Origin of the sequence: Pseudomonas sp. FP215, from assembly GCF_030687795.1 — a bacterium.
Taxonomy (GTDB): Bacteria; Pseudomonadota; Gammaproteobacteria; order Pseudomonadales; family Pseudomonadaceae; genus Aquipseudomonas; species Aquipseudomonas salmasensis.
The window spans coordinates 798,375-817,346 of sequence record NZ_CP117447.1 but is presented as its reverse complement, the minus strand read 5'-3'; the positions used below and the strand labels follow the sequence as shown (position 1 = coordinate 817,346).

General features: G+C 58.0%; 12 protein-coding genes, 2 tRNA genes and 3 rRNA genes. 6 read left to right on the top strand and 11 right to left on the bottom strand.

What is annotated here, in order from left to right; all coding sequences use genetic code 11:
* Window positions 1-5: 5 nt before the first annotated feature.
* Window positions 6-1,175: a hypothetical protein gene (locus PSH76_RS03485; protein ID WP_305493606.1), complete on the top strand. Its 1,170-nt coding sequence runs from the start codon at window positions 6-8 to the stop codon at window positions 1,173-1,175.
* 134 nt (window positions 1,176-1,309) lie between these two features.
* Window positions 1,310-1,834 carry an SET domain-containing protein-lysine N-methyltransferase gene (locus PSH76_RS03480; protein WP_098949653.1) on the top strand — a complete coding sequence of 175 codons (525 nt, stop codon included), beginning with the start codon at window positions 1,310-1,312 and terminating at the stop codon, window positions 1,832-1,834.
* Here PSH76_RS03480 and can read toward each other — a convergent pair.
* On the bottom strand, window positions 1,831-2,475 hold the full coding sequence (gene can / locus PSH76_RS03475) for a carbonate dehydratase (protein ID WP_003188288.1): 645 nt from the start codon (window positions 2,473-2,475) through the stop codon (window positions 1,831-1,833). The genes PSH76_RS03480 and can overlap by 4 nt on opposite strands.
* Before the next feature lie 138 nt (window positions 2,476-2,613).
* Here can and PSH76_RS03470 point away from each other — a divergent pair, with 138 nt between their 5' ends.
* Window positions 2,614-3,018, top strand: a complete 405-nt coding sequence (locus tag PSH76_RS03470; protein WP_138761223.1) for a serine kinase/phosphatase — start codon at window positions 2,614-2,616, stop codon at window positions 3,016-3,018.
* Between the two features lie 133 nt (window positions 3,019-3,151).
* Here the strand turns inward: PSH76_RS03470 and rimI are convergent, their stop codons facing one another.
* A complete protein-coding gene (rimI, locus tag PSH76_RS03465) occupies window positions 3,152-3,604 on the bottom strand; it encodes a ribosomal protein S18-alanine N-acetyltransferase (protein WP_003188286.1) in 453 nt (150 codons plus the stop codon).
* The gene (locus PSH76_RS03460) at window positions 3,597-4,343 is read right to left on the bottom strand and encodes an energy transducer TonB (protein ID WP_305494434.1); all 747 of its coding nucleotides are present in this window, start codon (window positions 4,341-4,343) and stop codon (window positions 3,597-3,599) included. Before PSH76_RS03460 ends, rimI begins: the two co-directional genes overlap by 8 nt.
* A 187-nt stretch (window positions 4,344-4,530) precedes the next feature.
* Here PSH76_RS03460 and mksB point away from each other — a divergent pair, with 187 nt between their 5' ends.
* From mksB to mksF, 3 genes are read left to right on the top strand one after another with little or no spacing between them, the layout of a single operon-like run.
* Window positions 4,531-5,808, top strand: a complete 1,278-nt coding sequence (gene mksB / locus PSH76_RS03455; RefSeq protein ID WP_032893713.1) for an Mks condensin complex protein MksB — start codon at window positions 4,531-4,533, stop codon at window positions 5,806-5,808.
* Window positions 5,798-6,505, top strand: a complete 708-nt coding sequence (gene mksE / locus PSH76_RS03450) for an Mks condensin complex protein MksE (RefSeq protein ID WP_003188281.1) — start codon at window positions 5,798-5,800, stop codon at window positions 6,503-6,505. Before mksB ends, mksE begins: the two co-directional genes overlap by 11 nt.
* Entirely contained in the window at window positions 6,502-9,342 is a 2,841-nt protein-coding gene (gene mksF / locus PSH76_RS03445; RefSeq protein WP_032893715.1) for an Mks condensin complex protein MksF, read from the top strand. Before mksE ends, mksF begins: the two co-directional genes overlap by 4 nt.
* Before the next feature lie 184 nt (window positions 9,343-9,526).
* On the opposite strand, the gene PSH76_RS03440 is transcribed toward mksF, so the two are convergent.
* The 8 genes from PSH76_RS03440 to PSH76_RS03405 all read right to left on the bottom strand — a co-directional run bounded on the left by PSH76_RS03440 (window position 9,527) and on the right by PSH76_RS03405 (window position 18,493).
* Window positions 9,527-11,830, bottom strand: a complete 2,304-nt coding sequence (locus PSH76_RS03440) for a PqiB family protein (protein WP_305493605.1) — start codon at window positions 11,828-11,830, stop codon at window positions 9,527-9,529.
* Window positions 11,823-12,446, bottom strand: a complete 624-nt coding sequence (locus PSH76_RS03435) for a paraquat-inducible protein A (RefSeq protein WP_032893717.1) — start codon at window positions 12,444-12,446, stop codon at window positions 11,823-11,825. The genes PSH76_RS03440 and PSH76_RS03435 overlap by 8 nt, the downstream gene beginning before the upstream one ends.
* Complete coding sequence (locus PSH76_RS03430; RefSeq protein WP_305493604.1) at window positions 12,433-13,092, bottom strand: paraquat-inducible protein A; 660 nt, start codon at window positions 13,090-13,092, stop codon at window positions 12,433-12,435. The genes PSH76_RS03435 and PSH76_RS03430 overlap by 14 nt, the downstream gene beginning before the upstream one ends.
* Before the next feature lie 190 nt (window positions 13,093-13,282).
* A 5S ribosomal RNA gene (gene rrf, locus PSH76_RS03425) occupies window positions 13,283-13,398 on the bottom strand.
* A gap of 158 nt (window positions 13,399-13,556) precedes the next feature.
* Window positions 13,557-16,444 (bottom strand): 23S ribosomal RNA (locus PSH76_RS03420).
* A gap of 247 nt (window positions 16,445-16,691) precedes the next feature.
* A tRNA-Ala gene (locus tag PSH76_RS03415) sits at window positions 16,692-16,767 on the bottom strand.
* 30 nt (window positions 16,768-16,797) lie between these two features.
* Window positions 16,798-16,874 (bottom strand) — tRNA-Ile (locus tag PSH76_RS03410).
* Between the two features lie 82 nt (window positions 16,875-16,956).
* Window positions 16,957-18,493 (bottom strand): 16S ribosomal RNA (locus PSH76_RS03405).
* Together the 16S, 23S and 5S rRNA genes with 2 tRNA genes alongside form the textbook arrangement of a ribosomal RNA operon.
* Between the last annotated feature and the right edge of the window lie 479 nt (window positions 18,494-18,972).

Below are 18,972 nucleotides of genomic sequence, written 5' to 3'. Positions count from 1 at the left end.
GACTTATGTTTAAACCGACCAGGCTGTCCTTCACCCTCGTCGCACTGCTGGTGAGTGCGGTCGTACAGGCCGACATCGAGGTGCCACTGGGCAGCACGCAGCGCGTCACCCAGTTGTTCGCGTACCCCAACAACTGCAATGTGATCTGCTTTCGGCCATGGTCACTGGAGCAGACCGCCGAACACTATTTGAACCAGAGCCTGCAACGTGACGGTTACAGCCGGGCCAAGGTCAGTGTGAAGACCCACGACGGTCAGGTCACGGCGACCTTCAGCGGCGTGCCAGAGGGCTACGGCCAGCCGCTGACCACGCTGCTCAATACCGCCGATCTCGCTTACCAAGGTGCCCGCCAGCTCAACAGTGACGGCAAATGGGCCTACAACTGGTACCTGTTCCTGCCGCTGGGCATGGCCCTGGAAAACCGCAAAAGCATCGAGCTGTTGCACTTCCCTCCAGATTACTCGCTGACCCAGGCCCAGGATTACCTGGAATCGGCCACCACCGACCGCTGGGCCACCTTGTTAAGCGAAAACGGCGTACCGGCCACGGAAACGCCGGCGTACCAGACCATCATCGATATCGCGCCCATCGCTGCGCCGTCCAATGCCGGCAAAGACCTGGAAACCGTCTATGGGTATTTCACCGACTACCAGACCCGCATGGTCAAGGAACTGAGCCTGCGCCCTGGCGGCGCATTGCCGATGGTAGCCTTCGGCGCACCGGTGCGTAACTGGATCAAGCAACAATACGGGCAAACCGTGGGCGTGCTGAACCTGGCGCAGATCAGCCCGGAGCCCGGCAAAACCGTCGCGGTATTGGGCGCCAACCACCCAAGCTACATTTGGTACGCGGCCAGCCCCGACAGTTATGACGGTGACGAACAAAAGGCCGACGACGCCGGCTTGAAAGTGATGGGCCAAGACTTGAGCGCCGCCTGCTGGCAAGCCGGTATGGGCCAGAAACCCGCCAGCGATGCCAATGTATTGCTCAAGGCCTGCCTGAATACGTGGCAGGTCACGCGCAAGGAGCAGACGTGTGAGCTGTTCTACACCTCGGTGCGCCAGCTGACGCCCGAGCAGGCCAACGCCAAGTGCGCCACAGCGCCCATCAAGGCACAGTTGAAACAGCTGAGAAATGCCGCCCCCGCGCCCACCGTCACAGCCCCCGCGCTTTAAGGCGAAAAACCGCTTCTACTGTCAACTTTGACAGTAGAAATAGGATCCCACTTCGGCGAATCTGGGGCCGCGCCCATTTGCTGCAAGACTGGCCATCACACCCGCACGTCCATGCAGCCCCGCTCAGGAGAGTGATGAAAACTCGAGCCATGGATAAGGCTAAAACGGCTGTGAATGACTGCCTCTATCCCTTCAAGACGCTGCTCGTGGAACAGGGTTACCCCTCGACCGAGCACTTTGAGGTCAAGCAAGAGGCTGAAGGGGTTGCAGCCAGGGTCATGGCGCGCGTGGCCTTCGAGAGTCGCATGCGCATTGCCCAGGTTTCCGGTTATGCCGTGAGTGAACGTCGCCCGCACACACTGCAACTGTCACCCCGCATCCACTTGTACGATTGCTGGTTCTGCGGCCTGTTACAGCACTCCTGCAACCCGAACGTGTTTCTGGACACCACGTACCTGGAGCTATGGACGGTGCAACCCATCCACGCCGGCAGCCTGCTGACCCTGGATTACGCCACCACCGAAGACACGCTGGCCCGGCAGTTCGCTTGCCATTGCGGCGAGCTGAACTGCCGGGGCTGGATCACCGGCAACAAGGAGCCGCTGAACGCCGAAGGCCAGGCCTTCATGGCCTGGTGGCGCGAGCACAAGCGACCTTAGGCTTCGCCCAACGGACGCAGGCGGTATTGCGGCGGCAGTTGCTCAAAGCCACTGATGGTGGTGTTCAAACTCTTCCAACGGCCGTCCTTGATGCCATAGATGCAGCCATGGATCGACAGGCTCTGCCCACGGTGCCAGGCATTTTGCACAATGCTGGTGTGGCCGACGTTGGCCACCTGCTGGATCACGTTGAGTTCGCACATGCGGTCTACGCGCTCTTCTTCGGTGGGCAATTGGGCCAGCACATCGCGGTTTTCGTAGTAAAGGTCGCGAATCGTGCGCAGCCAGCCGTCGATCAGGCCGAACTGGCGGTCCTGCATCGACGCACGCACGCCACCACAGCCGTAGTGGCCAGTGACGAGGATGTGTTTGACCTTGAGCACATCCACCGCGTACTGGATCACCGACAGGCAATTGAGGTCGGTGTGCAGCACCACGTTGGCGACGTTGCGGTGCACGAACAGATCACCGGGCAACATGCCGACGATCTCGTTGGCCGGTACACGGGCGTCGGAACAGCCGATCCACAGGTATTCCGGGGTTTGCTGGCGGGCGAGCTTGGCGAAGAATTCGGGATCTTCCTGTTTGATCGCGTCCGCCCAGCGTTCGTTGTTATCAAGCAGGTCTTGTAGTTCGTTCATCAGGGAAGCCTCAGGAATGATGCGCAGTTTTGTGACTGACAAGCCCTCGTCCGGGTCACGCCAGGCGCTAATTAGCTTGAATTTTTTGGCGGCCATGCCTGTCCACACACTATAAGCCCCACAGTATGAGGATTGGCCATGACTGAATCACGACGTCCCTACGGCGCAACACAGCCCGAACCGATCGATGACAACGAAGACCGCATGGGTGAGATGCGCGAGCTGGATTTTGACGAGCCCGACCAGACCGCAGAAATCGGCGACGAGCTGCCGCGCGGTGAACGCGACCACTTGATGCCCGACGAACGGGTACGCGAAGCCGGGCTGACCGGGGCTTCGACGGATGATCATGAAGCTACCGATGATGATATGAGCCCGGAAACGCTGATCCGTGAGGATGGCGCGCGGGATGCGCAGGAGCAAGGCGAAGACAATGCCGCCGACTACGACTTGAGCGTCGTGGGAGAAAATGACATTGGGGGCGGGAATGGCTTGGATGAGGCGGAACTGGCGGATCTGGACCCGCTGAACCGCAAGCGCTGATCGATCATCACCCTATGTAGGTGTAGGAGCGAGCTTGCTCGCGAAAAACCCACAGGCGCCGCGCTCATCCAGGAAGCACGCGTTATCGTTGACGTTTTTCGCGAGCAAGCTCGCTCCTACAGCTCACGGTTTTTCAGTCGACGAGGGTGCAGGCCATCACGACCGCGTCTTCGCGGCCACCGACTGCCGGGTAGTAATCCCGGCGACGGCCAATTTCGTTGAAGCCATAGCGCTCGTACAACCGAAACGCGCCGGTATTGCTGTCACGCACTTCCAGGAAACATTCCCGGGCATTGGCCGCATAGGCACGGGACATCAAGTGTTCCAGCAGCGCCAGGCCCAGGCCCCGGCCCTGGTTTTCCGGTTTCACGGTAATGTTCAGCAAGTGCGCTTCATCGAGGATGATCTGCACCACCCCATGGCCCACTTGCTGCTCGCCTTCGAACATCAGCCAGATCTGGTACTTGCCCAGCCCGTCGAGAAAAATCCCACGGGTCCAGGGGTGGCTGAACGCCGCGTATTCGATTTTCAGCACGGCGTCGAGGTCGGCCTCGGTCATCGGGCGGAAGGATAAAGCCTCACTCATCAGTTGTTTTCCAGCGCGCCATCAGCCGGCGCATGGCTTGCCAGACATCAGCCTTACGCTGTGGCTCTTCCATTAATAATTCCAGGCCCGGCAGGGCCCACACCGAACCCAGGCCTTCAACCTGCAGCTCGCGGTACCAGGCCTCGGCGTTGGCTTCACCGGCAAACCGCACGGCGGGCAGGCCGATCAGCCACAGGCACACGCAGGGCTCGTCTTCCAGGCGCGCCGAGACAAACCCTTGGACGAAATCCCGTGCGGCCTCGGGGCCCTGGTCCATGGTGCCGCGCACCAGCAGCGGCCAGCGCACCGGCTCACCGACAATTTGCGGGCTGTCGGGCAGGCCGGCGGCGCGCAGCATGTCCTTGAGCAACAGGTAGGCCGGGTCACGGGACTGGAAACGTTCGCCGGTCGGCAGTTCCACCAGCAACAGGCAACGCCCGGCCCGCAGCAATTGCAGGGCAAAGCGTGGCGGCGGCACCACCGGCGCCTTGGCCACCGGCACAGCCTCTTCAGCCACCTTGACAGCCTTGGTCACCGGCGCTGGGCGCGGCACTTCGATCTTGGCCCGCTCGACCGCCGGGCGCGCCTCAGGGGTGGGTTTGACCACCGCCACGGGCGCGGCCGCTTCTTCTCCCGACGGCTCGAACGCCTCATAGGGCTCAAGCGCCTGCAACAACTCGGGCCGCGACGGCGCGGCAAACGGCAGTTCGGTGCGGGGCAGCCAGTTGACCACCTGCATGGCGGTCAAGTAAGCGCGACGTCGGGACTCGATAAGCACAGCTCGGCCACTTGTGGATAAGTAAAGAGCGGGGATTCTACCGCTGTTCAGCCACAATCGCCCACTGCGCACTGACCGGCTGTGGATAAATCCCGCGCGTGATGCAGTACAATCGCGACTTTTAATCGCCAACCAGCCGGCCATTCCCATGATCGAACCCAAGCGCGTCCTGCGCGCCCTCGCCGAACACTGGGCCTTACTTGAGCCTCTGTGCGAACACTTCGACCAAGGCACCCTGAGCCTGGCCGAGCTGCGCGCGCAGTTGGCCGCCCAACAACTGGACAGCACGCCCCAGGACATCACCAGCCTGCTGGACGTATGGATTCGCCTGGATATCCTGGTGCCTGTCGCCAAGAGCCCGAACCGTTTCGAGCTCAACGCGCAGATCCACGACTTCCTCGCCTATCTTCGCAAGGAGCACCGGCTTGGCCTGTGCCTGGAAATCGAAGCCTACCTGCGCCACCTGGAGCGCCTGGCCGGTTACATCCAGGACGCCTTCGACATTCGCGACGGCCACGACCTGGCCCGGCAACTGCGCCTGTTGGATATGCGCGTGCGCGATGTGCTCAAAAAGCTCGCCAACGACGAACAAGCCCTCGCCGCCGTGGCCGACCGCGCCAAGACCAGCGACCGGCAGATCCCGCTGCGCCAGCGTTACGCCGAAGTGTTGGCGACCTGGGACGAATACGTCGAGCCGATGATCCAGTTGGTGAACGCCGACGGCGCCTTCGAGCAAGGCGTGCGCAAGGTGGAAAACGTACTGCTGCGCATGCTCACCGAGCAACAGCGTCTTGGCCACCTGGTGGATGACGACATGCTGCTGCGCACCCACGCGCGCATCCTCGAAATGCAAACCAGCGCCCAGCTGACCTTGCGCCATGCGCGGGAGTTGCTGCTGCCGCTGCGTGAAGAAGCACGCCGGCATAACGCCGTGACTCGCGGCGCGGCGCTGGCCCTGTCGGCGATTCGCCGCAAAGGCCTGGACGCGGTGCCGCAAGCGGCGATGCCGATGTTCACGCGGCCGCAAAGTACCTTTTTGGGCAGTGCGAGCCAGGTCGAGGCCTATGTGTATGCCCTGGCCAATTTCGAGCCCAAGCCGGCGCGTTTCCCCAAGGCGCACAAGTCGCACAAAGGCGAAGCCCAGCGCGCACCGCGTACGGTCAAGGAAATGCTCGAGCGCTGCGAAGACGCGCTGCCGATGCCTGACCTGATGACCTGGCTGCTGGAGCAGGAGCCGGACGGCGCCACCGATGAATTGCTGTACTGGTTCTCGCGCCTGTCCCGGGAGAAACGCTTCAAGCGCGAGCGCCTGGAACGTCGCGATTACCACACCCACGAGCACCAGGTCAGCCTGCGCTCCTTCGCCCTGCTCCCGGCCGGCGTCGATGCCACCGAGAATTCTGCGAGCACGCCTTATGCATCTTGATCTATCCGAACTGTCCCAGCTGGCGCCGATCTTTCGCGAGCTGTTCAAGGGTTACCACGTCAGTCGTCGCGACCCGGAGTTGTACGCGCAATTGTCGAACTTCCAGGACCAGTACCGCACGCTGTTCAAGGCCCTGGGCTTTGAGCTCGTGTGCGATACCCGCGGCTTCTACTACTTCGTGCCGGACACTGCCGTGGCTGCCGCGCAGGTGAACAAGACCGCCCAGCGCCTGGCCCTGTTTACCTTCATCATCGTCGAACACCTGGCCGACCAGGGTCGCGACCCGATTGCCGTGCTCGACGGTGGCAGCCTGGGCCGCGATGAGCTGCCTTCGTTGCTGGAGAAATACCGCGACCTGTTTATCCAGGCCGAGGTACAGACCCAGGAAGAGCTCGAAGAAAAAATCATGCGCCGCATGACCCAACTGGGTTTTGCCAGCGAAGACAACGGTATCTACCGCTTCCTGCCGCCGATGCACCGCTTCCTGGATGTGTGCCTGTCGGTGCAGCAAGACCGCGACCTGGCCGCCAGCGTGCACAGCGTATTACCGCTGCCGGCGCCGGTGATCATCGACGAAGACAGCGATGAAAAACTGCTGAAGACCGACGACCCGCTAGATCTGAGCGCCTTCACTGAAGAAAGCGAAGAAGATGCCCTGGCCCGTGCCATTGCCGAAGAACAGGAGACCGACGCATGAGTAAGGAACGCTACGGCATCCGCCGCTTCGCCCTATTGAACACCGCCGGTTACAGCCTGGGTTTGTTCCCACTGGAAGAACCGCTGTCGGTGTACGGCGCCAACAACCTTGGTAAATCCGCCTCGATCAACGCCTTGCAGTTCCCGATCCTGGCACGCATGTCGGACATGAGCTTCGGCAAGTACACCCTGGAACAATCGCGGCGCTTCTACTTTGCCACCGACACCAGCTACATCCTGGTAGAAGTCTCCCTGCCCCACGGCCCCCACGTCATCGGCGTGGTCGGTCGCGGCCCGGGCGGTGGCTTTGGTCACCAGTTCTTTGCCTATGCGGGCAAGCTGGACCTGGCCCACTACCAGAAAAACGACACCTGCCTGCGCCAGAAAGAGCTGTTCACCAACCTTGAGCGCGAGGGCCTGAAAGCCTATGAACTCAAGCCCGATGAGCTGCGGCGCTTGCTGGTGGGCGGGCATACGTCTATCCCGCTGGACCTGACCCTGATTCCGCTGCGCTCCACCAGCGAGCAGAGCCTGAAGACGTTCCGCGCGCTGTTTATCAACCTGCTGCACATGCGCGAAATCACCGCGGCCAAGCTCAAGCAACTGTTCCTTGATGCCTTCGAACACAGCCTGCGTTCGGGCAGTGTCGATTACATCGCGGCCTGTGAAGAAGCCTTCCGCGATGTGCGACGCATGGAGCAGGACTACAACTCGCTGGTGGCTGCCGGCCCCTTGGTTGAAGCCCTGGCCAATGGCGTGAAACAGCGCGACGCCCTGCGCGGCAAACTGCATCGCCTGTCGCCGCTGCTGGATTCGTTGCTGGGCACCTGGTCGGACTACGCCAGTGCGCGCAAGGAAGAGCTGACCATCCAGGCCGAACACTACCGCAACGAGCAGGACGCGCTGCAGAACGACCAGCGCGGCGGCACCCAGGAGCTGATGCGCCTGGAGCGGGAAATCAGCGGGATCCAGCGTTGGTTGGGCGAGTTGTCGGTGCTCAAGCACCGCTTTGCCCTGGTGGATGACGTCAAGATGCTGGAGCAACAACTGCTCGCCGCCAAGGACGCTCACGATGAACTTGCGGGCGCCTTGGCGCAGTCACGACAGTTCAGCGCCGAAGACTTGGAAGAGCGCCTGCGCGACCTGGAAAAGCGCTTGAAGTCGGTCAAGCAGCAGCTCGATCACGCGGACAACAACAGCTACGCCAAGCTGCGCGAAGAGTTCTCGCAGCAGGACGTCGAGCGCCTGATGCGCCTGTTCAACAGCTCGTTGTTCAGCCTGCCGCTGGGCGAGCATGGCATCACGCTGGACGAGGACGGCCAGTGGGTCAAATCCCTGGAGCAGATCCTCGATGGCTTCAAGGGCGAGCGCTTTGAAGTGCCGGGGCTGTCCATCGACATCTCGCACATCGAGCCGCCGGCCCTGCAAGCCCTGGCAGACCGTGCCGCGCTGCGTGACCAGAAAGAGCGCCTGGAAAAAGAACTCAAGCAACTGAAAACCCAGCAGGCCGTGGCGTCCGACCGCGCCGCAAGCAAGACCCAGACCGAAGCGCTGTACCAGCAGGTACTGGATGCCCAGAAGGCCCTGGAAGACTTCCGCCGCACCCAGACCCTGAGCGCCGAAGAAGGCGAGAAACTGGAAAACCTGGCGCAGATGGAAGCGGCCCAGGACGAGTTGAAGCGTTCCAGCGATGCCTTTACCGAGCGCGTCCAGCAACTGTCGGCCAAGCTGCAATTGGTCGGTCGCCAGATCGGCGACATGGAAGCCAAACAGCGCACGCTGGATGACGCGTTGCGCCGTCGTCAGCTGTTGCCGGCGGACCTGCCGTTCGGTACGCCGTTCATGGACCCGGTCGACGATTCCATGGACAACCTGTTGCCGCTGCTCAACGACTATCAGGACAGCTGGCAGGGCTTGCTGCGCGCCGATGGCCAGATCGAAGCGCTGTACGCCCAGGTACGTCTCAAGGGCGTGGCCAAGTTCGACAGTGAGGATGATGTCGAGCGTCGCCTGCAACTGCTGATCAACGCCTACGCGCACCGTACCGACGAGGCACTGACCCTCGGCAAGGCGCGCCGTGCAGCGGTCACCGACATCGCCCGTACCCTGCGCAATATCCGCAGCGACTACGACAGCCTGGAACACCAGCTGGCGCTGTTCAACCGCGAGATCAACAAGCGCCAGGTCTCCAACCTGCAAAGCTTTCGCATTGTGCTGGCACCGAACAAGGAAGCGCTCAAACATATCGACCAGATCATTCACAGTGCCGGTCAGTATGAAGAAGGCGAGACCCTCTCGGTGTTCGACCTCAGCCAGAGTGCCGAACAGGACAACAAGAACGAAGAAGCCAAGGAATACCTGGCTCGCCTGGTGGCCGCCAACCATAACCAGTTGGGCCTCAAGGACTTGTTCGAGTTGGCGTTCGAAATCACCAAGGTTCACGGCCAGCCGGTGATCCATACCGACATCGACGGCGCTGCGTCCAACGGCACCACCATGACCATCAAGGCGCTGACCAACATGTACTTGTTGCTGCACCTGATGGACCGCGACCAGGCCGGTCGCGTGCGCTTGCCGTACTACCTGGATGAAGCGGCAGACATCGATGAGAAGAACCAGGCAGCGCTGTTGGAAACCAGCCTGCAACTGGGCTTTGTGCCGATCCTGGCCAGTGTGAAGCCGCAGGTGTCCGCCCAGGTGGCGATCGACCTGGAAGGCGGCAGCGGGCCGAACGGGATCTACATTGATGAGGCGGACTGGAAGTACATCCGTCGCCATGATGTGGTGAAGGCGACGATGAATGTGCAGGCGGACGAGCCGGAGCTGGATGAAGTCTGACGGGTTGTACTGAAAGGCAAAAAGGCCGCGATCTTTTGGATCGCGGCCTTTTTTTCGGCTTGGGTTTTGTGGTGTTTTGGCGGGCCTCTTCGCGGGCAAGCCCGCTCCCACAGTTGACCGAGTTTCCCCGTAGGGATGCGATCGAATATGGGAGCGGGCTTGCTCGCGAAGGCCGCGCCTCGGTTTATTTACCCAGTGGAATCTTGGGCGCCCAGGTCAGCCATTCATCCTCAAACTTGTCGAACAACGGGAACGTCTGCTGCGGCCGTGCCGGGTTACCCATACGCTCGCCATCCGGCGTGGCAAAGGCGATCCCGCCGGCCACCAACGTCTCCAGGGATTCGGTACGCACGGTCGCGCCCTTGAACAAGCCGAAGTCGAGGCCAAAGCCGCTGGTGTTCCAGAAGCGGCTGCCACTGCGTACCAGCGGCGCGTACTTGGGCTCGATCAGGATGTGCACCAGCACGCGGTCAGCGGTCTGGCCCAGCTCATAGCCGGTGACTTTGCCGACCGTCACTTCACGGTAGGTGACCGGCACGCCTTCCTTCAACGAACCACGGCGGGCGGCGCTGAGTGTGAGGCTCAGGCCAGCTTCCTGATGCACCGCTTCGGGCGGCTGGGGCAGGGCGACAAAACTCTTTTGCGGGCCGGCGTTTTTTGCGGCCGGCTGCACTTCGATGTATTGGCCGGTGACCAGGGTCTCCAGGTTAGCTGTCTTCATCAGCCCCAGTTCCGGCTTGACCACCCAGAACTGACTGCCGGTGCGCGCAATGCGGTCCGCGACCTGAGTGATACGCGCCTTGAGCAGCACCGACTGCATGTCGGCACTGAGGTCGACACTCTCGATCTTGCCCACATCCAGCCCCTTGAAACGCACCGGTGTGCCGGCGCTCAGGCCGTCGGCGCGCTCGACTTTGATGGTCACCAGAGTGCCGTGCTGGTTGGCGGCATCACGGTCGGCATACAGGCGGAAACGCGGGATACGATGTTTCAATGGCACGTTCGGTTCCGGCGTTTCGAAGGCGATACCGCCCGCCATCAGGCTGGCCAGGGATTCGCTTTTGACCTGGATACCGCCCGTGAGGCCGCCCGTAAGGGTGACGCCGCTGGCATTCCAGAAGCGCGTCGAGCCGTTGACCAGGCTTTCGTATTCCTTCTCGATATGAACGCCGATCACCAGTTGTTTTTTCTTGCGCGAAAACTGGTAGCTCTGCACCGAACCGACTTTGACCTGCTTGTACAGAATCGGGCTGCCGACATCCAGCGAGCCCAGGCTGTCGGTGAGCAACACCATGTGCAGGCCCGGGGAACGCAGGTCCAACGGCGGCGCCTTGGCACGGGCTACATATTCGCGTTGTGGCGGGGTGCCTTTATCGCCTGGGCGAATCGCGATGTAGTTGCCCTTGACCAAGGCCTCCAGGCCAGTGATGCCTGCCAGGGAGATGGACGGTTTGACCACCCAGAACTGCGTATCCTCGACCAGGTAGTCCTCGGCCAATGGGTCGAGGGTCAGCTCGGCGCTGGCGCTGGACAGGTCCGGGTCGATCTTCAGGGTTTTCAGGCTGCCGACCTGGATGCCTTTGTACATGACCGGGGTACGCCCGGCCTGCAGGCCTTCAAAGTCGGTGAGTTTGACCTTGACCTTGATCCCCGCTGCGGCGGCATCGAAATCTTCGTATAGGCGGAAAGGCAGGCTCGGGTCGGTGGGTGGGCTGTCTTTGCGGTTTTCCGGCGTGGCGAAGGCGATACCACCGGCGACAATGCTGGAGAGGGATTCGCTGCGCACTTTCAAACCGGAAAGGTTGGCGTCGATACTAATGCCGCTGGCGTTCCAGAAACGTGTGTGTTTGCGCACCAGGTTGGCGTAGGTCGGTTCGATATAGACCTTGATCTCGACGGTGCTCTGGTCTTCAGACAGCAGGTAGCTTTTGACCTGGCCGACCTGAATCTGCTTGTAGAACACCGGACTGCCACGGTTCAACGAGCCCAGGCGATCGGCCTTGAGGGTCAGGTGCAAGCCGGGCTTGGCGTCGGATAACGGCGGCTCTTCGGAGAGCGCCTTGAACTTGCGCGTGGGCTCGCCATCACCCGGGCTGGCGGCAATGTAATTACCTGAGACCAGGGTTTCCAGGCCGGTGATACCGGCAAGGCTGACGCTGGGCTTGACCAACCAGAAGCGGGTGTTGGTCTTGAGGTACTGCTCAACGTCCTTGTTCATCTCGATGGTGGCGATCACCCCGCGATTGCTGCCCTCGTCATCCAGGGCCAGGGTTTTGACCTTGCCCACGGTCATGCCTTTGTAGACCACTTCGGTCTTGTTGACCTGAATGCCTTCGCCGCTTTCAAAGCGAACTTGGATCTCGATACCTTGCTGGGAATAGGCACGCCACCCCAGCCAGCCACCAATGATCAGGGCAATCAGGGGCAACACCCAAATGGCCGACCAGTTAGAAGCTGGGCGGGTTTTAGCTTTAGGCAAATCACTCATGGTCGTCGTCCGACTCCGTGTTATCCCAAATCAGTCGGGGATCGAAAGTTACTGCGGCAAGCATCGTCAAGATCACCACACTGGCGAACGCCGCAGCGCCGAGGTTGGCCTCGACGCTGGCGAGTCGCCCAAAGTTAACGACCGCCACCAGAATGGCGATCACGAAGATATCCAGCATGGACCAACGCCCAATGAACTCGATAAAGCGGTACATCACGATGCGTTGTTGCGCGGACAGCGGTTGGTGACGCTGCACCGAGAACAGCAGCAGGCCAATGCCGACCAACTTGAAGGTCGGTACCAGGATACTGGCGATGAACACCACGGCGGCGATCGGGAACATCCCGTGCTGCACCAGCTGGATGACACCCGACATGATGGTGCTGGGGTCACCTTGGCCGAGGGAGTTGACCGTCATGATGGGTAACAGGTTAGCGGGGATATACAGGATCGCCGCGGTGATCAACAGCGCCCAGGTGCGCGTGAGGCTATTGGGACGACGGGCATGGATCAATGCACCGCAACGGGTGCAGAGCTGCTCATCGGTATCCGCGTCCTGCTTGTTCAACTCATGGCATTCGGTACAAATCAGAATGCCTGCATCAATCGCCCGCATGGTCATCCTCTCCTGACAGCGCTTGCCAGATCTGATGGGGCGACATCACCACCTCAAGCAGAACTTGGACCATTAATAAACTGACGAAGCAGACCAGACCCAGGCCAATGGTGATGGAGGCCATGTCGGCGAGCTTTACGATCGCCACCAGCACACCCATCAAGTAGACCTCCAACATCCCCCAGTCCTTCATGTGGTGGTAGATGCGGTATAGCAGCAGCCCGTAGTTGCGACCGATGCTCCAGCGAATACTGAGCAGCACGGCCAATTGGCAGAGCAACTTGAGCAAGGGGATGCCCATACTGCACAGGAACACCACGGCGGCAACGCCTTGCATGCCGGTATCGAACAGGCCGACGACGCCGCTCCACACGGTGTCCTCCGAGGACTGCCCGAGTAGATTGAGCTGCATGATGGGCAAAAAGTTCGCGGGGATGTAAAGCAGCAGGGCTGCCAGTACCAAGGCGAGGCTGCGCTCGACCACATTGTGCCGGTGAGCGTATAGCTCGTAGCCACAACGCGGGCATTGGGCTTTTTCGCCGAGGGCGAGCGTTGGTTTGCGCATCAGCAAGTCGCACTCATGGCATGCCACCAGATCGTCCAGCGGTAAATCCGACACCTCGCGGGCGTCAACCGGATCGGGCATAGATAGGGCTCTGACTCTAAAAATGGTTAGGTGGCTATTCTAGTGGTGTCGCTCAGAAATAACTGTGCAAATTTGTCGGGGCAGTCAGGTTGGGGTTGGGGGGAACAAGTGTACGGGGACAAGGTGGACACTTTTCGAACGTCCAAAACAAAACCCCAACTGCTTTCGCAATTGGGGTTTCGGAATTTAATCTTGACGATGACCTACTCTCACATGGGGAAACCCCACACTACCATCGGCGATGCATCGTTTCACTGCTGAGTTCGGGATGGGATCAGGTGGTTCCAATGCTCTATGGTCGTCAAGAAATTCGGGTACTGAGTCGCGGCCAGTTGGCCTCGCTTCAGCAAATTGGGTAGGTGATAGATATCGGTGTTTTGTGAGCGTCGAACTTTCGGTTCATTTTCGTCTTCACACACCGCAATCTGATGCTCGTTAGAGTAGTCAAATTGCTTGGGTGTTATATGGTCAAGCCTCACGGGCAATTAGTATTGGTTAGCTCAACGCCTCACAGCGCTTACACACCCAACCTATCAACGTCGTAGTCTTCGACGGCCCTTCAGGGAACTCAAGGTTCCAGTGAGATCTCATCTTGAGGCTAGTTTCCCGCTTAGATGCTTTCAGCGGTTATCTATTCCGAACATAGCTACCCGGCAATGCCACTGGCGTGACAACCGGAACACCAGAGGTTCGTCCACTCCGGTCCTCTCGTACTAGGAGCAGCCCCTCTCAAATCTCAAACGTCCACGGCAGATAGGGACCGAACTGTCTCACGACGTTCTAAACCCAGCTCGCGTACCACTTTAAATGGCGAACAGCCATACCCTTGGGACCGGCTTCAGCCCCAGGATGTGATGAGCCGACCGAGGTGCCAAACACCGCCGTCGATATGAACTCTTGGGCGGTATCAGCCTGTTATCCCCGGAGTACCTTTTATCCGTTGAGCGATGGCCCTTCCATACAGAACCACCGGATCACTAAGACCTACTTTCGTACCTGCTCGACGTGTCTGTCTCGCAGTCAAGCGCGCTTTTGCCTTTATACTCTACGACCGATTTCCGACCGGTCTGAGCGCACCTTCGTACTCCTCCGTTACTCTTTAGGAGGAGACCGCCCCAGTCAAACTACCCACCATACACTGTCCTCGATCCGGATAACGGACCTGAGTTAGAACCTCAAAGTTGCCAGGGTGGTATTTCAAGGATGGCTCCACGCAGACTGGCGTCCACGCTTCAAAGCCTCCCACCTATCCTACACAAGCAAATTCAAAGTCCAGTGCAAAGCTATAGTAAAGGTTCACGGGGTCTTTCCGTCTAGCCGCGGATACACTGCATCTTCACAGCGATTTCAATTTCACTGAGTCTCGGGTGGAGACAGCGCCGCCATCGTTACGCCATTCGTGCAGGTCGGAACTTACCCGACAAGGAATTTCGCTACCTTAGGACCGTTATAGTTACGGCCGCCGTTTACCGGGGCTTCGATCAAGAGCTTCGCGTTAGCTAACCCCATCAATTAACCTTCCGGCACCGGGCAGGCGTCACACCCTATACGTCCACTTTCGTGTTTGCAGAGTGCTGTGTTTTTAATAAACAGTCGCAGCGGCCTGGTATCTTCGACCGGCATGAGCTTACGGAGCAAGTCCTTCACCCTCACCGGCGCACCTTCTCCCGAAGTTACGGTGCCATTTTGCCTAGTTCCTTCACCCGAGTTCTCTCAAGCGCCTTGGTATTCTCTACCCAACCACCTGTGTCGGTTTGGGGTACGGTTCCTGGTTACCTGAAGCTTAGAAGCTTTTCTTGGAAGCATGGCATCAACCACTTCGTTACTAAAAGTAACTCGTCATCAGCTCTCGGCCTTAGAATCCCGGATTTACCTAAGATTCCAGCCTACCACCTTAAACTTGGACAACCAACGCCAAGCTGGCCTAGCCTTCTCCGTCCCTCCATCGCAATAACCAGAAGTACAGGAATATTAACCTGTTTTCCATCGACTACGCTTTTCAGCCTCGCCTTAGGGACCGACTAACCCTGCGTCGATTAACGTTGCGCAGGAAACCTTGGTCTTTCGGCGTGGGTGTTTTTCACACCCATTATCGTTACTCATGTCAGCATTCGCACTTCTGATACCTCCAGCAAGCTTCTCAACTCACCTTCACAGGCTTACAGAACGCTCCTCTACCGCATCACTTACGTGATACCCGTAGCTTCGGTGTATGGTTTGAGCCCCGTTACATCTTCCGCGCAGGCCGACTCGACTAGTGAGCTATTACGCTTTCTTTAAAGGGTGGCTGCTTCTAAGCCAACCTCCTAGCTGTCTAAGCCTTCCCACATCGTTTCCCACTTAACCATAACTTTGGGACCTTAGCTGACGGTCTGGGTTGTTTCCCTTTTCACGACGGACGTTAGCACCCGCCGTGTGTCTCCCATGCTCGGCACTTGTAGGTATTCGGAGTTTGCATCGGTTTGGTAAGTCGGGATGACCCCCTAGCCGAAACAGTGCTCTACCCCCTACAGTGATACATGAGGCGCTACCTAAATAGCTTTCGAGGAGAACCAGCTATCTCCGAGCTTGATTAGCCTTTCACTCCGATCCACAGGTCATCCGCTAACTTTTCAACGGTAGTCGGTTCGGTCCTCCAGTTAGTGTTACCCAACCTTCAACCTGCCCATGGATAGATCGCCCGGTTTCGGGTCTATTCCCAGCGACTAGACGCCCTATTAAGACTCGCTTTCGCTACGCCTCCCCTATTCGGTTAAGCTCGCCACTGAAAATAAGTCGCTGACCCATTATACAAAAGGTACGCAGTCACCCAACAAAGTGGGCTCCCACTGCTTGTACGCATACGGTTTCAGGATCTATTTCACTCCCCTCTCCGGGGTTCTTTTCGCCTTTCCCTCACGGTACTAGTTCACTATCGGTCAGTCAGTAGTATTTAGCCTTGGAGGATGGTCCCCCCATATTCAGACAAAGTTTCTCGTGCTCCGTCCTACTCGATTTCATGACTAAGAGATTTTCGCGTACAGGGCTATCACCCACTATGGCCGCACTTTCCAGAGCGTTCCGCTAATCTCAAAGCCACTTAAGGGCTAGTCCCCGTTCGCTCGCCACTACTAAGGGAATCTCGGTTGATTTCTTTTCCTCAGGGTACTTAGATGTTTCAGTTCCCCTGGTTCGCTTCTTGCACCTATGTATTCAGTACAAGATAACCATCTTATGATGGCTGGGTTCCCCCATTCAGACATCTCCGGATCAAAGTCTGTTTGCCGACTCCCCGAAGCTTTTCGCAGGCTACCACGTCTTTCATCGCCTCTGACTGCCAAGGCATCCACCGTATGCGCTTCTTCACTTGACCATATAACCCCAAGCAATCTGGTTATACTGTGAAGACGACATTCGCCGAAAATTCGAATTTCTCAATTAAGAGAACTCACAAATTTTACCTTAGCCTGATCCGTTACCAGTGAAAGTAACGTTCAGTCTATCTTTCTATCACATACCCAAATTTTTAAAGAACGAACTAGTCAAAGACTAGAAATCAACATTCACCATCACAACGATGGAATGCTCATTTCTAAGCTTTATACAAACAGAAGCAGTAGTGGTGGAGCCAAACGGGATCGAACCGTTGACCTCCTGCGTGCAAGGCAGGCGCTCTCCCAGCTGAGCTATGGCCCCGTATTTCTACAGGCGTTTCCCACACAAAATTGGTGGGTCTGGGCAGATTCGAACTGCCGACCTCACCCTTATCAGGGGTGCGCTCTAACCAACTGAGCTACAGACCCAATTTCGGGCTGCTTCTTTTCGTCTTCTTCAATGAATCAAGCAATTCGTGTGGGAACTTATGGAGCAGCTGATGTCGTCGATTAAGGAGGTGATCCAGCCGCAGGTTCCCCTACGGCTACCTTGTTACGACTTCACCCCAGTCATGAATCACACCGTGGTAACCGTCCTCCCGAAGGTTAGACTAGCTACTTCTGGTGCAACCCACTCCCATGGTGTGACGGGCGGTGTGTACAAGGCCCGGGAACGTATTCACCGCGACATTCTGATTCGCGATTACTAGCGATTCCGACTTCACGCAGTCGAGTTGCAGACTGCGATCCGGACTACGATCGGTTTTATGGGATTAGCTCCACCTCGCGGCTTGGCAACCCTCTGTACCGACCATTGTAGCACGTGTGTAGCCCAGGCCGTAAGGGCCATGATGACTTGACGTCATCCCCACCTTCCTCCGGTTTGTCACCGGCAGTCTCCTTAGAGTGCCCACCATAACGTGCTGGTAACTAAGGACAAGGGTTGCGCTCGTTACGGGACTTAACCCAACATCTCACGACACGAGCTGACGACAGCCATGCAGCACCTGTCTCAATGCTCCCGAAGGCACCAATCTATCTCTAGAAAGTTCATTGGATGTCAAGGCCTGGTAAGGTTCTTCGCGTTGCTTCGAATTAAACCACATGCTCCACCGCTTGTGCGGGCCCCCGTCAATTCATTTGAGTTTTAACCTTGCGGCCGTACTCCCCAGGCGGTCAACTTAATGCGTTAGCTGCGCCACTAAAAGCTCAAGGCTTCCAACGGCTAGTTGACATCGTTTACGGCGTGGACTACCAGGGTATCTAATCCTGTTTGCTCCCCACGCTTTCGCACCTCAGTGTCAGTATTAGTCCAGGTGGTCGCCTTCGCCACTGGTGTTCCTTCCTATATCTACGCATTTCACCGCTACACAGGAAATTCCACCACCCTCTACCATACTCTAGTCAGTCAGTTTTGAATGCAGTTCCCAGGTTGAGCCCGGGGATTTCACATCCAACTTAACAAACCACCTACGCGCGCTTTACGCCCAGTAATTCCGATTAACGCTTGCACCCTCTGTATTACCGCGGCTGCTGGCACAGAGTTAGCCGGTGCTTATTCTGTCGGTAACGTCAAAATTGCAGAGTATTAATCTACAACCCTTCCTCCCAACTTAAAGTGCTTTACAATCCGAAGACCTTCTTCACACACGCGGCATGGCTGGATCAGGCTTTCGCCCATTGTCCAATATTCCCCACTGCTGCCTCCCGTAGGAGTCTGGACCGTGTCTCAGTTCCAGTGTGACTGATCATCCTCTCAGACCAGTTACGGATCGTCGCCTTGGTGAGCCATTACCTCACCAACTAGCTAATCCGACCTAGGCTCATCTGATAGCGCAAGGCCCGAAGGTCCCCTGCTTTCTCCCGTAGGACGTATGCGGTATTAGCGTCCGTTTCCGAACGTTATCCCCCACTACCAGGCAGATTCCTAGGCATTACTCACCCGTCCGCCGCTCTCAAGAGAAGCAAGCTTCTCTCTACCGCTCGACTTGCATGTGTTAGGCCTGCCGCCAGCGTTCAATCTGAGCCATGATCAAACTCTTCAGTTCAAACATCTTTGGGTTTTTAAGAAACCCTAAACTTGGCTCAGCAATCGTTGGTTACATCTTTGATTTCTCGCGGAGTAACTTGTGATGCTGATAATCTTGTTGACTATCAGTCTGACCCCACAAGCACCCACACGAATTGCTTGATTCAGTTGTTAAAGAGCGGCTGGTTAAGATCTTTCGTCTCAACCGAGGCGCACATTCTACAGCAGCCTCATTTACTGTCAAGTGGTTATTTTCAGAAGTTTTCGAAGAATTCTTCAACAACTTCAACCACTTGCGCTTGCGCTTGCGATCTCTCGTAAGCGGGAGGCGAATTCTACAGCGTTACACGCTGCTGTCAACACCTCTTTTTCAACTTCCTTTTGGCTTCGATGAACTGAAGCAACTTGCTGTCGAGAACCTCGTAACTCTTTGTTTACCAAGGAGTTTCCGTTTCGACTGCGCCGGAAGTGGGGCGAATTATAGGCTTCCAGAATCTG

Bases quoted from the DNA above. Each gene is read 5' to 3' on its own strand.
- PSH76_RS03480 (WP_098949653.1), top strand. From the start codon at position 1,310: ATGAAAACTCGAGCCATGGATAAGGCTAAAACGGCTGTGAATGACTGC.
- mksE (WP_003188281.1), top strand. From the start codon at position 5,798: ATGCATCTTGATCTATCCGAACTGTCCCAGCTGGCGCCGATCTTTCGC.
- mksB (WP_032893713.1), top strand. From the start codon at position 4,531: ATGATCGAACCCAAGCGCGTCCTGCGCGCCCTCGCCGAACACTGGGCC.
- PSH76_RS03460 (WP_305494434.1), bottom strand. From the start codon at position 4,343: ATGCAGGTGGTCAACTGGCTGCCCCGCACCGAACTGCCGTTTGCCGCG.
- can (WP_003188288.1), bottom strand. From the start codon at position 2,475: ATGAACGAACTACAAGACCTGCTTGATAACAACGAACGCTGGGCGGAC.
- PSH76_RS03435 (WP_032893717.1), bottom strand. From the start codon at position 12,446: ATGCGGGCGATTGATGCAGGCATTCTGATTTGTACCGAATGCCATGAG.
- rimI (WP_003188286.1), bottom strand. From the start codon at position 3,604: ATGAGTGAGGCTTTATCCTTCCGCCCGATGACCGAGGCCGACCTCGAC.
- PSH76_RS03470 (WP_138761223.1), top strand. From the start codon at position 2,614: ATGACTGAATCACGACGTCCCTACGGCGCAACACAGCCCGAACCGATC.
- mksF (WP_032893715.1), top strand. From the start codon at position 6,502: ATGAGTAAGGAACGCTACGGCATCCGCCGCTTCGCCCTATTGAACACC.
- PSH76_RS03430 (WP_305493604.1), bottom strand. From the start codon at position 13,092: ATGCCCGATCCGGTTGACGCCCGCGAGGTGTCGGATTTACCGCTGGAC.
- PSH76_RS03440 (WP_305493605.1), bottom strand. From the start codon at position 11,830: ATGAGTGATTTGCCTAAAGCTAAAACCCGCCCAGCTTCTAACTGGTCG.
- PSH76_RS03485 (WP_305493606.1), top strand. From the start codon at position 6: ATGTTTAAACCGACCAGGCTGTCCTTCACCCTCGTCGCACTGCTGGTG.